This window comes from Kineococcus gurbantunggutensis, assembly GCF_050871925.1.
GTDB lineage: Bacteria > Actinomycetota > Actinomycetes > Actinomycetales > Kineococcaceae > Kineococcus.
The window spans coordinates 16,340-28,705 of sequence record NZ_JBJLSG010000026.1 but is presented as its reverse complement, the minus strand read 5'-3'; the positions used below and the strand labels follow the sequence as shown (position 1 = coordinate 28,705).

At 76.6% G+C, this 12,366-nt stretch carries 14 protein-coding genes; 10 read left to right on the top strand and 4 right to left on the bottom strand.

Features of this window, described 5'->3' with window-relative positions:
• Positions 1-12: 12 nt before the first annotated feature.
• Entirely contained in the window at positions 13-357 is a 345-nt protein-coding gene (locus ACRYR7_RS07265) for a hypothetical protein (RefSeq protein ID WP_432571408.1), read from the top strand.
• Positions 358-454: 97 nt separating this feature from the next.
• The gene (locus ACRYR7_RS07260) at positions 455-1,135 is read left to right on the top strand and encodes an NADPH-dependent F420 reductase (RefSeq protein ID WP_432571407.1); all 681 of its coding nucleotides are present in this window, start codon (positions 455-457) and stop codon (positions 1,133-1,135) included.
• A 120-nt stretch (positions 1,136-1,255) separates the two neighbouring features.
• On the opposite strand, the gene ACRYR7_RS07255 is transcribed toward ACRYR7_RS07260, so the two are convergent.
• Positions 1,256-1,879 (bottom strand): TetR/AcrR family transcriptional regulator, encoded by a 624-nt coding sequence (locus ACRYR7_RS07255; protein ID WP_432571406.1) that lies wholly within the window; start codon positions 1,877-1,879, stop codon positions 1,256-1,258.
• Between the two features lie 105 nt (positions 1,880-1,984).
• On the opposite strand from ACRYR7_RS07255, the gene ACRYR7_RS07250 reads away from it, so the two are divergent.
• Positions 1,985-2,782: an SDR family NAD(P)-dependent oxidoreductase gene (locus ACRYR7_RS07250; RefSeq protein ID WP_432571405.1), complete on the top strand. Its 798-nt coding sequence runs from the start codon at positions 1,985-1,987 to the stop codon at positions 2,780-2,782.
• 112 nt (positions 2,783-2,894) lie between these two features.
• Positions 2,895-3,905 carry an aldo/keto reductase family protein gene (locus ACRYR7_RS07245; protein ID WP_432571404.1) on the top strand — a complete coding sequence of 337 codons (1,011 nt, stop codon included), beginning with the start codon at positions 2,895-2,897 and terminating at the stop codon, positions 3,903-3,905.
• 28 nt (positions 3,906-3,933) lie between these two features.
• On the opposite strand, the gene ACRYR7_RS07240 is transcribed toward ACRYR7_RS07245, so the two are convergent.
• On the bottom strand, positions 3,934-4,308 hold the full coding sequence (locus ACRYR7_RS07240) for a MerR family transcriptional regulator (protein ID WP_432571403.1): 375 nt from the start codon (positions 4,306-4,308) through the stop codon (positions 3,934-3,936).
• Between the two features lie 84 nt (positions 4,309-4,392).
• On the opposite strand from ACRYR7_RS07240, the gene ACRYR7_RS07235 reads away from it, so the two are divergent.
• Positions 4,393-5,082 carry an SDR family oxidoreductase gene (locus ACRYR7_RS07235; RefSeq protein ID WP_432571402.1) on the top strand — a complete coding sequence of 230 codons (690 nt, stop codon included), beginning with the start codon at positions 4,393-4,395 and terminating at the stop codon, positions 5,080-5,082.
• Positions 5,083-5,167: 85 nt separating this feature from the next.
• Here the strand turns inward: ACRYR7_RS07235 and ACRYR7_RS07230 are convergent, their stop codons facing one another.
• Positions 5,168-5,470 (bottom strand): helix-turn-helix domain-containing protein, encoded by a 303-nt coding sequence (locus ACRYR7_RS07230; protein ID WP_432571401.1) that lies wholly within the window; start codon positions 5,468-5,470, stop codon positions 5,168-5,170.
• A 64-nt stretch (positions 5,471-5,534) separates the two neighbouring features.
• Between ACRYR7_RS07230 and map the strand changes: the two genes are divergently transcribed.
• On the top strand, positions 5,535-6,323 hold the full coding sequence (gene map, locus ACRYR7_RS07225; protein ID WP_432571400.1) for a type I methionyl aminopeptidase: 789 nt from the start codon (positions 5,535-5,537) through the stop codon (positions 6,321-6,323).
• Positions 6,324-6,389: 66 nt separating this feature from the next.
• Here the strand turns inward: map and ACRYR7_RS07220 are convergent, their stop codons facing one another.
• Complete coding sequence (locus tag ACRYR7_RS07220; protein WP_432571399.1) at positions 6,390-7,400, bottom strand: NAD-dependent epimerase/dehydratase family protein; 1,011 nt, start codon at positions 7,398-7,400, stop codon at positions 6,390-6,392.
• A gap of 216 nt (positions 7,401-7,616) precedes the next feature.
• Between ACRYR7_RS07220 and ACRYR7_RS07215 the strand changes: the two genes are divergently transcribed.
• From ACRYR7_RS07215 to ACRYR7_RS07200, 4 genes are all read left to right on the top strand, one after another.
• Positions 7,617-8,102, top strand: coding sequence for a Chromate resistance protein ChrB (locus ACRYR7_RS07215; protein ID WP_432571430.1), 486 nt, complete (start codon positions 7,617-7,619; stop codon positions 8,100-8,102).
• Complete coding sequence (locus ACRYR7_RS07210; protein ID WP_432571398.1) at positions 8,099-8,530, top strand: chromate resistance protein ChrB domain-containing protein; 432 nt, start codon at positions 8,099-8,101, stop codon at positions 8,528-8,530. The genes ACRYR7_RS07215 and ACRYR7_RS07210 overlap by 4 nt, the downstream gene beginning before the upstream one ends.
• Before the next feature lie 73 nt (positions 8,531-8,603).
• Complete coding sequence (chrA, locus tag ACRYR7_RS07205; RefSeq protein ID WP_432571397.1) at positions 8,604-10,010, top strand: chromate efflux transporter; 1,407 nt, start codon at positions 8,604-8,606, stop codon at positions 10,008-10,010.
• A 150-nt stretch (positions 10,011-10,160) separates the two neighbouring features.
• The gene (locus tag ACRYR7_RS07200) at positions 10,161-12,302 is read left to right on the top strand and encodes a GMC oxidoreductase (protein ID WP_432571396.1); all 2,142 of its coding nucleotides are present in this window, start codon (positions 10,161-10,163) and stop codon (positions 12,300-12,302) included.
• Positions 12,303-12,366 lie beyond the last annotated feature (64 nt).

Genomic DNA, 12,366 nt, shown 5'->3' with positions numbered 1-12,366 from the left:
CCTGGAGGTCCCGTGCCGGCCCCAGCACCCGGGGACGAGGAGCACCCCGCGCCCGGGGCGCCGGCGCGCGGGGCGTCCGTGCTCGCCGCCGGTCTCGGCGGTGCCGTGCTGATCACCGTGGCGCTCCCGCTCCTGCTGCAGGCGGTGGCCTGGTCCGTCTTCGACCCGGGAGCGGCACCGCGCGGGCACCTGGTCGCGATGGCGGTCCTCGCCCTCTGCGCGCCGGTCTGCACGGCGGGCGCGGTCGCGGCCCGGCAGCGCGCGGACGTGCGCGTCAGCGTGCTGCTCGTCGTGGTCCCGCAGGCCGTGCTGTTCGCGCCCGTGCTGGCCCTGCACCTGCTGGGGCGGGGGTGGTGAGCACGTCGCGTGACGGGCCGCGGGGGCCGTTCACCCGAACGGCGGCGACGCGGCCGGTCGCGGGAATGCCCTCCACCCGGGCCTCCTTGGACCAGGCATGAGCACGATCGGAATCATCGGCAGCGGCAACATCGGCAGCGTCCTGTCCCGGCTGGCCGTCGACGCCGGCTACGACGTCGTCATCGCCAACTCGCGCGGACCCCAGTCCCTCACCGAGCTCGTGGACGGGCTCGGCCCGAAGGCGCGCGCGGCGACCGTGGCCGAGGCCGCCGCGGCCGGGGACCTCGTGGTGGTGACGATCCCGCTGGGGCGCGTCGAGGAACTGCCCGCGGACCTGCTGACCGGCAAGGTGGTCATCGACACCTGCAACTACTACCCGGAGCGGGACGGCGACATCGCCGCCCTCGACAGCCACGAGCTGACCACCAGCGGCCTGGTGCAGCGGCACTTCGCCGGCGCCCGCGTCGTGAAGGCCTTCAACAACATCTTCGCCGAGAACCTCGGGGTCCTGCAGCGCCCGGCCGGTGCGCCGGACCGCACGACGCTGACGATCGCCGGTGACGACGAGGCGGCCGAGGAGGCCGTCGCGCAGTTCATCGACGCGATCGGCTACGACACCTTCGACACCGGCAGCCTCGCCGACAGCTGGCGCTTCCAGCGCGACCAGCCCGCCTACGCCCCCGCCTACACCGAGCACGGCGACCCCTCCGAGCCGCGGCGGCTCACGCAGCAGGACCTGCAGGCCCTGCTGGAGCAGGCGGACCGCTCCGTCCGCTGACCGGCTGAGGACCTCCTCGGCGCCGCGCGGCGGACCCCCCCCGCGCGGTCCCGCGGTGCTGCACGCTTCCTGTGCGGGACGTGCAGCACCGCGCGGCGGCGACGAGGAGCCGACGGTGCTTCAGCCCCCGCGTGCAGCACCGGGGCGTCCGGGGACGCCCGGTGCCCCGAGGTGGCCGGGGAGTTCGGCGACGACGGCGTCGAGGAACCCCCCCAGCGCCCCCGGCTCGGCCGCGGCGGCGATCCAGCGCCGGTAGGACTCCCGCCAGATCGTCAGCACCAGCCCCGCCGCCAGGCTCGCCTCGTCGTGCGCGACGCCCTGCCCGCGCAGGAACCCCTCGACGTGCTGCTGCCACCGCAACTGCTGCACCAGTTCCCGGGCGCGCAGCTCGGGGTTCTCCTCCAGCACGCGTTCCCGGGCGCACTTGTCCTCGGCGTCCTCACCCAGCGACGCGGCGAGCGTGCGCACCCCCTGCAGGAGCCGCGCCAGGGGGGGAACGCCGGTGCCGGCGGCGCTCGCCGCCTCGACGACCTCGGCGAAGACGTCCTCGTCGGCGGCGAACACGGCCTCGCCCTTGTCGCGGACGTGGCGGAAGAAGGTGCGGGTGGACATGTCCGCGGCGTCGGCGATGTCGGCGACCGTCGTGCCCTCGTACCCGCGCTCGTCGAACAGCCGCAGGGCGTGCTCGGCCAGCGAACGCCGGGTGGCGGCCTGGCGCCGTTCGCGGGGGGTGAGTCGCTCCACGACGTCATCTCAGCACACGGCACCTTGACAGCTCGAGTCGAAGTGTCACACTGTGCCAATAAGGCGCGATGAGACGCCTCATACCCACCCCGACAGGAGCCCCCCGTGGACGTCACCGGTTCCACCGCGCTGGTCACCGGCGCCTCCGGCGGCATCGGCGCCGGCATCGCCAGGGCCCTGGCCGCCCGCGGCGCCGACGTCGTCCTCGCCGCCCGCAGCGAGGACGCGCTCGAAGCCCTGGCCGCCGACCTGCGCACCCGGCACGGCCGCGACGCCCTCGCCGTCCCGATCGACCTGTCCACCCCCGACGCCGGCACCCGGCTGCAGGAGGCGCTGGCGGGGCGGCGGGTCGACGTCCTGGTCAACAACGCCGGTTTCGGGCTCAGCGGCCGCCTGGCCGACACCGGGGACCCCTCCCGGCTGAGCGCGATGATCACCTTGAACTGCGTCACGCTCACCGACCTCACCGCCCGGTTCCTGCCCGCCATGGTGGAACGGGGTCGTGGGGCGGTGGTCAACATCGCCAGCATGGCCGCCTACATGCCCGCCCCCGGCTTCGCCGCCTACGCGGCGTCCAAGGCGTTCGTCCTGTCCCTGACGCAGGCGCTGTGGGCCGAGACCCGCGGCACCGGGGTCCGGGTCGCGGCCCTGTCCCCGACGGTCACCGACACCGGGTTCTTCGAGGTCGCCGGGGAGGCTGCGGGCGCGGGGCTGCGCCGGCGCAGCGTCGACCAGGTGGTCGCCACCTTCTTCGACACCCTCGACGCCGACCGCCCCGTCGTCGTCGACGGCCGGCGCAACGAACTGCTCGCCGCCGCGGCCCACCTCACCCCGCGAGGACCGTTCCTGCGCGCGCTGGGCCCCCGCTTCGCCGACAGGGTCTCCGCGGCCCCCTCCCGGTGAGCGTCCGGGCGCGGCCGGGGCGGACGCCCCACCGCGCGCGAGCGCTCCTCGTCGGTGCGCACGGCCGGGCCCCGGCGCGCGCGAGCGGGGCGCAGGGACGAGCATGCAGCGTGTGGAACACCGACACCTCGGCCGCTCCGGCCTGAAGATCTCCGAGATCACCTACGGCAACTGGCTCACCCACGGCTCCCAGGTGGAGAACGACGCCGCCGTCGCGTGCGTGCACGCGGCCCTGGACGCCGGGATCTCCACCTTCGACACCGCCGACGTCTACGCCAACACCGTCGCCGAGAGCGTGCTGGGCTCGGCCCTGAAGGGGCAGCGGCGGGAGTCCCTGGAGATCCTCACGAAGGTCTTCGGCCCGATCGGGCCCAAGGGGCACAACGACACCGGCCTGTCGCGCAAGCACGTGCTGGAGGCCTGCGAGGGGTCGCTGCGCCGGCTGGGCACCGACCACATCGACCTCTACCAGGCCCACCGCTACGACTACGCGACGCCGCTGGAGGAGACGATGCAGGCGTTCGCCGACCTCGTGCGCTCCGGCAAGGTGCTCTACGTCGGGGTCAGCGAGTGGACCGCCGAGCAGTTGCGCGCCGGGCACGCGCTGGCCCGGCAGCTGGGTTTCCAGCTCGTCTCCAACCAGCCGCAGTACTCGATGCTGTGGCGGGTCATCGAGGCCGAGGTGGTGCCGACCTCGCGCGAGCTGGGCGTCTCGCAGGTCGTGTGGTCACCCATCGCCCAGGGGGTGCTGACCGGCAAGTACACCCCGGGCGGCCGCCCGCCCGAGGGCTCGCGCGCCACGGACGCCAAGGGCGGCGCGGACATGATCAAGCGGTTCATGGACGACGACGTGCTCACCCGCGTGCAGCGCCTGAAGCCGATCGCGAGCGACCTGGGCCTGTCGATGGCGCAGCTGGCCGTGGCCTGGGTGCTGCAGAACGAGAACGTGGCCACGGCGATCATCGGGGCCTCGCGCCCGGAGCAGGTCCGCGACAACGCCGGTGCCGCCGGCACCACGATCCCGGCCGACGCGCTGGCGCGCATCGACGAGGTCCTCGGCGAGGTCGTCGAGCGCGACCCGGCGAGGACGCTGGAGAGCTCGCCCAAGCAGCGCGAGGTCTGAGCGCGGCGCCCCACCCGGTGCGCGCGGTTCAGGACGCCCGTGCGCACCGGGCGGGGTCCGCGCGGTACGCCTCGCCCAGCCGGATCACCTCGTCGAGCTTGTCCCGCGTCGCGGTGAGCTCCTCCAGCTGGGCCTGAACGCGCGCGCGCTCGGCGAGCAGCCGCTCGTGCATCTCGTCGGTGAGCAGGCCGTGCTCCACGCAGGGCAGGATCTGCAGGACGGCCCTGCTGCCCAGCCCGGCGGCGTAGAGGTTCTGGATGAACCTCACCCGTTCCACCGCCGAGGGCGGGTAGTGGCGCTGACCGCCGGCGGTGCGCTCGGCGACCAGCAGGCCCTGCTCCTCGTAGTAGCGCAGCGCGCGGACGCTGACGCCCGCCAGCTCGGCGACCTGTCCGATGCGCACTCGTCCTCCCGACGACCCGGCCGGGTGCTCCTCCCCGACCGGGACTTGCACCTGACGTCAACGTGAGGTTCTAGCGTAGCCCGCATGACCACCGCACTCGTCACCGGAGCCAACCGCGGCCTCGGCCGCCACTTCGCCCTGGAACTGCTCGCGCGCGGCGCGACCGTCTACGCCGCCGCCCGCCGACCCGACACGATCGACCTGCCCGGCGCCCGGCCGGTCGCCCTGGACGTCACCGACCCCGACGCCGTCGCCGCGGCCGCCGCGCTGGCCGGCGACGTCGACCTGCTGGTCAACAACGCCGGCGTCTCCACCGGTGCACAGCTGCTCGGCGACCTGGAGGGCGTGCGCGCCGAGATGGACGTGAACTTCTGGGGGACGCTGTCGATGGTGCGCGCCTTCGCCCCCGTCCTGGCCGCCAACGGCGGCGGGAAGGTCGTCAACGTCGCCTCCGCGCTGTCCTGGTTCGCCTACCCGGGCACCGGCGCGTACGCGGTGTCCAAGGCCGCGAACTGGAACATGAGCAACGCCCTGCGCCTGGAGCTGGCCGGGCAGGGCACGCAGGTCACCTCCGTCCACCTGGGCCTGGCGGACACGGACATGGCCAGGGCGGCCGAGGGGCCCAAGACCGACCCGGCCGTGGTCGTCCGCAGGACGCTGGACGCCGTCGAGGCCGGCGAGCTCGAGGTCGTCGTCGACGACTGGAGCGCCATGGTCAAGGCGTCCCTGGCCGAGGACCCGCGCAAGTTCTACGGGCAGTTCCTCACGGCCTGACCCCGCACGACCGCACCCCGCACCCCGCACCCCGGCGCCCGGCCCGGGTGCGGGGTGCGGTCGCGCGAGCGCCGGGGCTCGGCCCCTACGAGGCCAGCCGCTGGCGCGCGCGCCGCCCCGGTTCCACCGGTCCGGCCCCGCCGTCGGGCCGGCTGATCCGGGCCCACACGTCGTCCAGCGACAGGCCCAGGACGCCGGCGATCGCGGCGATGGTGGGGAAGGCGGGGGTGGCCACGCGGCCGGACTCGATCTTGCGCAGGGTCTCGGGCGACAGGCCCGCCTCCAGCGCGACGTCGAGCACCGGGCGCGTGCCGCGGGCCCGGCGCAGCAGGGCCCCCAGGCGCTGCCCGCGCTCGAGCTCGGCGGGGGTGAGCGGCAACCTGACCATGGCGCCGATGGTAGTACCGGTACGATGTTACCGGTATAGTTGTTGGCACCCGAGGAGGGCACCCGTGATCGAGATCCTCAACCCCGCCGAACTGGCCCGCGCCAGGCGCACGGGCGCCCTGGTCGCCACCATCCTGCAGACGCTCAAGAGCCGCACCGGGGTCGGCACCAACCTGCTGGACATCGACCGGTGGACCCGGGACATGATCGTCGAGGCCGGGGCGCAGTCCTGCTACGTCGACTACGCGCCGTCCTTCGGGCGCGGACCGTTCGGGCACTACGTCTGCACCGGCGTCAACGACGCCGTCCTGCACGGCCTGCCGCACGACCGCACCCTCGCCGACGGCGACCTGCTCACCCTGGACCTCGCCGTCGTCCTGGGCGGTGTCGCCGCGGACGCCGCCATCAGCTTCGTCGTGGGCGAGGAGCGCCCCGCCGAGAGCCTGGCGCTGATCGAGGCGACCGAGCGCGCGCTGAGCGCGGGCATCGCCGCGGCCCGCCCCGGGGCGCGCGTCGGGGACCTCTCCCACGCCATCGGCTCCGTCCTCGGCGCCGCGGGTTACCGGGTCAACACCGAGTTCGGGGGTCACGGCATCGGCTCGACGATGCACCAGGACCCGCACGTGCCCAACGCCGGGCGCCCCGGGCGGGGCTACGCGCTGCGGCCGGGGCTGATGCTGGCCCTGGAACCGTGGGTGATGGCCGACACCGCCGAGCTGGTCACCGACGCCGACGGCTGGACCCTGCGCAGCGCGACCGGTTGCCGCACGGCGCACACCGAGCACACGATCGCCATCACCGAGGACGGGGCCGAGGTCCTCACCCTGCCCACCGCGGGCGCACCGCTGGGCTGAGGCCGGGCCACCGGCCGCGCCGACCCCGGGCGCACCGAGGGTTCCGGGGCGGGTTCCGGGGCGGGTTCAGCGCCCGGCCAGCAACCGCGCCTCCACCTCCGCGTCCGGGCCCACCCGCAGCGGCGGCGCGCCGCGCTCGCGGTCCCACGCCAGCACGTCGGCCGCGGTCCGCGTCAGCGCCGTCGCCGGCATCCCCGCCGCGCGCGCCCGCGCGGCGCTGCGCTGCGACATCACCACCCACGAGGGGTCCGGCGCCACCAGCGGCAGCGGCGGGTGCAGCGCGGCGGGGGGCACCGGCACGACCTCCACCTCGCTGCCCGCGGCGTGCGCGCACGCGCGCACCAGACCCGCCAGCGTCGTGGCCGGTTCGGGTCCGACCGCGTTGTAGACCCCGGCGCGCCCGGCGGTCAGCAGCGCCACCACCAGCGCGGCCAGGTCGCGCGAGTCCACCACCTGCACCGGCTGGTCCGGGTCCGCCGGCAGGGCCAGGCGCCCGCCGGCGGCGGCCCGGCGCACCCACCAGGTGAACCGGTCGGTGGGGTCGTGCGGACCGGCCACCACCCCGGGGCGCACGATCGTGGCGCGCGCGCCGCAGCGGGCCAGGACCTCGTCCTCGCACGCCACCTTCAGCGGGCCGTAGGTGTCCTCGTCGACCTCCTCGGTGTCCCGGCGCGGCGCCAGGCGCGGGGACCCCTCGTCCAGGCCCGGCACCGCCCGCAGCCGGTCGTAGACGGAACCGGTGGAGATCAGCAGGTAGCGCCCGAAGCGGCCGGGCCACCGCGCTCCCCCCGGCGCCTCCCCGGCGTCGTCGACGCCGGGGACCCCCAGGGCGTCCAGCACCTGGCGCACGTGGCGGGGGACGTAGGCGCTGACGTCGACCACGCAGTCCCAGCGCGTGCCCGCCAGCGACCCGTAGTCGCCCGGGGCGCGGTCACCCAGCGAGCGCCGCACCCCCGGGAAGAGGTCCGCACCGGTGCGCCCGCGCCCGAACAGCACCACCTCGTGCCCCGCCGCCAGCAGGGCCTGCACGATCGCCCGGCCCACGAAGGCCGTCCCGCCCAGCACCAAGACCCGCACCCGCCGAACCCTAACCACCACCCGCCACGGGCACCCGCCACGGGCACCCGCCCGGCGGGTCGCGGCGCCGGGGTCTGGACATCCGCGGTGCAACCACGGTTGCATGGGGCCGTGGTGATCGGGACGGGACCGGGCGACCCCGGCGCGACCTCCCCCGCGCCCGCGCTCGGCGCCGCCCCCGGCGCCCCGGCCGGGCAGCGGGCGCGCGGGGAGTGGGTGCTGCTCAGCTACCGCGTGCCGCGCGAGCCCTCCACCCCGCGCATCGCGGTCTGGCGCAAGCTCAAGCGCTGCGGCGCGGCGCAGCTGGGCGACGGGCTGGTGGCCCTGCCGGCCGACGCGCGCACCCGCGAGCAGCTGGAGTGGATCGCCGAGGAGGTCGTGGAGGCCGGCGGCAGCGCCGGGGTGTGGCTGGCGCACCCGGCGACCGAGGCGCAGGAGCGGGCCCTGGCGCGGGAGATGGCCGCCGCCCGCGCCGAGGAGTACGCCGCGCTGGGTTCGGCCGCCCGCGCCGCGCTGGAGGCGGGTGCGGCCGAACGCGCCCGGGTGCTGCGCCGGCTGCGCTCGCAGTGGCGCGAGGTCACCCGCCGGGACTTCTTCCCCCCGCCCCAGCGCGAGGTGGCGGCCGCGGCGCTGCACGCCCTGGCCGACGCGGGTGCCGGTGCCGGCGGGCACGCGGCGGCGCGGGAGCGGGTGACGCGGTGAGGTGGGCGACCCGTGCGGGCGTGCACGTCGACCGCGCCGCCTGCGCGTGGCTGATCCGGCGCTTCCTCGACCCCGACGCCGAGTTCGTCTTCGTCACCGACCCCGCCCACCTGCCGGCCGACGCCACGCCCTTCGACGTGCGCGGGGTGGACCTGGGCCACCACGGCGGTGACTGCACCTTCGAGACGGTCCTGCGCCGGTACGAGCTCACCGACCCGGTGCTGTGGCGCATCGCGCAGATCGTGCACGAGGCCGACCTGGACGACGCCTGCTTCGACGCCCCCGAAGCGCCCGGCCTGGACACCGTGCTGCGCGGGCTGTCGCTGATCGGCGACGACGAGGCGACGCTGGCCGTCTCCGGCCCGGTCTTCGACGGGTTGTACGAGTTCCACCGCCGCGCCCTGCTCCTGGGCCGCGAACCCGCCTGAAGCACCCACCCGGAACACCCGCCCGAGCCCACCCGCTCCGGCCCACCCCGGCCCCGACGACCGAGGACCTGCGATGACCACCGACGACACCGCGCGGCCCGCCCGCTCCGCCCGCTCCGCACGCGCCGGCGAGCGGGACCTGGTCCCCTTCGGCGAGGCGGTGCGCACCTGGTTCGCCGTCTCGCTGCAGACCTTCGGCGGCCCCGCCGGGCAGATCGCCGTCATGCAGCGCACCCTGGTGGACGAGAAGCGCTGGATCGGCCAGCAGCGCTTCCTGCACGCGCTGAACTACTGCATGCTCCTGCCCGGCCCGGAGGCGCAGCAGCTGGCGATCTACACCGGCTGGCTGCTCAACGGCACCCGCGGCGGCCTGGTCGCCGGAACCCTGTTCGTCCTGCCCGGCGTCGTGGCGCTGCTGGCGCTGTCGGTGCTGTACGCCGCCGCGGGCGACACCGCCCTGGTCACCGGGCTGTTCGCGGGCCTGGCGCCGGCGGTGCTGGCCGTCGTCGTGCAGGCGGTGCTGCGGGTGGGGAAGCGGGCCCTGGCGCACCGCGCCCTGCTGGTCCCGGCCGTGGCCGCCTTCGTGGCGCTGGCCGCCTTCGGCGCCCCGTTCCCGCTGGTCCTGGCCGGCGCCGCCGCGTTCGGCTGGGGGCTGCACCGCTGGGCCCCGCACGTGCTGGCCGGCGCCGGCGGGAGCCACGGCGGCGCCGGCGCCGGCGGGCCCGCGCCCGTCGTCGCCGACGACGCCCTGCACAGCGAGAGGCCCTCCACCGCCCGCGCGCTCAAGGTGCTCGCGGTCGGGCTGGTGCTGTGGGCCGTGCCCGTGCTGGCCGTGGCGCTGCTCACCGGTGCGGACAGCACCCTGACGCAGCAGGGGCTGTTCTTCTCGGGCACCGCGCTGGTCACCTTCGGCGGCGCCTACGCCGTGCTGGCCTTCGTGGCCCAGCAGGCCGTGGAGCGCTACCAGTGGCTGGCACCGGGCGAGATGGTGCGCGGGCTGGCGCTGGCCGAGACCACCCCCGGCCCGCTGATCATGGTGGTGCAGTTCGTGGCGTTCCTGGGCGCCTACCGCGCCCCGGGAACCCTGGACCCGTGGGTGGCCGCGGTGCTGGCCTCGCTGCTGACCACCTGGGTCACCTTCGTGCCCTGCTTCGTCTTCATCTTCCTCGGCGCCCCCCACGTGGAGCGCCTGCGCGCGAACCGCGCCCTGTCGGCGGCGCTGAGCGGCATCACCGCCGCCGTCGTCGGGGTCATCGCCAACCTGGCCCTGTACTTCGCGGTGCACACCCTGTTCGGCGCCACGACGGCCTGGCGGGCGGGCCCGGTGGACCTGGAGGTGCCGGTGCTCACCTCGCTGCGCTGGACGGCGCTGGCCACCGCCGCCGCGGCCGCCGTGATGGTCTTCGCGCTGAAGTGGTCGGTGCTGCGGGTGCTGGGCGCCTGCGCCCTGCTGGGGTTGGCGACCACCCTGCTCACCTGAACGCGGGCCCCGCTCGCGTCGTCCGCGACCTCCTGGACGACCGGGTGCGCGCCGGGGTGCCCGCGCCGGCGCCGGCGCTGCTCACCCGCCGGCGCACGACGGTGTCACCGGCGCCGCGGCGGGACGGCACCGCTGGCTACGCTGCGTCGCGTGGAACCCACGGCGCGGCGGGCGGCGAGCAGCGGTACCGAGCCCCCCGGGCCGGCCGGTGAGCTGCTGGACGCGTTCGTGCGCACGGTGCTGGCGTGCCCACCGGCCACCGCCGCCGCCGTCGGCGCCGAGCTGGTCTCCGTGCTGCGCGACGAGCGGCCCGAGTGGCGCGCCCGCTTCGAGGGGCTGCTGGCCGCGGTGGAGGCCCGGGCGGCCGGGCGCGGTTCGACCTTCGCGGCGCTGGGGGACGACGAGCGCCTGAGCGTGCTGGAGGAGCTGGAGGATGACGAGGACCACCGCTCCGCCTGCGACCTGATCGGCGACCTGCACCTGGCGGCACCGGCCTCCTGGGAACGGCTGGGCTGGCGCCCCGGCGCGGACGCCGGGGGTGCGGCGCGGACGGGCACCGGCGTGCGGGTCGCCGCCGGGGCGGACGCGCCCGCGGACGCGCTGGCCTCACCGCCGCAGGTCGAGGACCGCTACGACGTCGTGGTGGTCGGTTCCGGGGCCGGCGGCGGGATCGCGGCCTGGTTGCTGGCCCGGGCCGGGCGGCGCGTGCTGCTCGTCGAGCGCGGCGGGTGGCCGGCGACCGCCGACCTCGCGCGCGACCACCTGCGCAACCCCCGCGCCGCCACCGGCCTGGACCCGTGGACCGGGCCGCGCGGCACGGCCGACCCGCGCACCCTGCTGACGGGGGCGGGTCCCGCCGTGCTGCGCCCCGGCGACGGCGGCTGGAACGCCAACGCGATGCTGCTGGGCGGGGGCACGCGCGTGTACGGCGCCCAGGCGTGGCGCTTCTGCCCCGAGGACTTCCGGATGGCCTCGCGCTACGGCGTGCCCGACGGCAGCGCGCTGGCCGACTGGCCGCTCGACTACGACGACCTCGAGCCGTACTACGACGAGGTCGAGTGGGCGCTGGGGGTCAGCGGCCGGCCCGGCGGGGACCCGTGGGCCGGCCCGCGCACGCGGGGCCTGCCGATGCCCGCGCTGGGCGGTGGCTCCCAGGCCCGGGTGCTGGCCGACGGCGCGCGCGCCCTGGGGCTGGGCACCACCGCGGTGCCGCTGCTGGTGAACTCCACGCCCCGCGCCGGGCGCGCGGCGTGCGTGCGGTGCGCGCAGTGCGTGGGTTTCGCCTGCCCCGTCGACGCCAAGACCGGCACCCACAACACCGCCCTGCCCTGGGCGACGGCCACCGGCCGCTGCACCGTCCTGCCCGGCACGCGGGTGGAGCGGGTGCTCGCCTCGCGCCGCGACCGCGTGGAGGGCGTGGCCCTGGTGGGGCGCTGGGCGGGCGCGACCTGGCGGCGCGCGGTGCACGCCGAGGAGGTGGTCCTGGCGGCGGGGGCGGTGGAGACGGCCCGGCTGCTGCTGGCCAGCGCCCACGACGCCGACCCCGCCGGCCTGGGCAACGGCACCGACCAGGTCGGCCGCCACCTGCAGGGCCACGTGTACGGCGGGGCCACCGCCGTCTTCGCCGAGGAGGTCGTCGACCTGCTCGGGCCCGGGCCCTCCATCGCCACGTGCGACTTCCGGCACGGCAATCCCGGCCTGGTCGGCGGGGGGATGCTCGCCGAGGAGTTCGTGCCCACCCCGGCCGCCACCCGCCGCTGGCTGGTCTCCTCCGGCTTCACGCCCCGGCACGGGCCCGCGGGGCGCGACGGGCTGGACCGGCTGGCGCGCCGCGTGGTGCGGGTCGTGGGCCCCGCGCAGGAGGTGACGACGGCGGGATCGCGCGTCCGGCTGGACCCCGGCGTGCGCGACGGCGACGGCAACCCCGTCGCGGCGCTGTCCGGCGGCGTGCACCGCGAGGACCGCCGCACCCAGGAGTTCCTCTCCGCCCGCGCCGCGCAGTGGCTGCACGCCGCCGGGGCCGAGCGCATCGCGCCCCTGCCGGTCCTCGCGCCCTGCGGCGGTCCCAGCGCCGGGCAGCACCAGGCGGGCACCGCGCGCACGGGCAGCGACCCGGCCACCTCGGTGACCGACCCGTTCGGCCGGGTGTGGGGCTACCGCAACCTGCGCGTCGTCGACGCCTCCCTGCACGTGACCAACGGCGGGGTGAACCCGGTGCTGACCGTCATGGCGGGCGCCGCCCGCATAGCCGAGCACGTGCTCACCGGGCGCACCCGGCGCCGCAGCGGCTGAGCGGGCCCCGGGGGGCGCCGGACCGCCGGGAACCGGGGCCGGCCCTGGACGCCGCGGCGCCCGG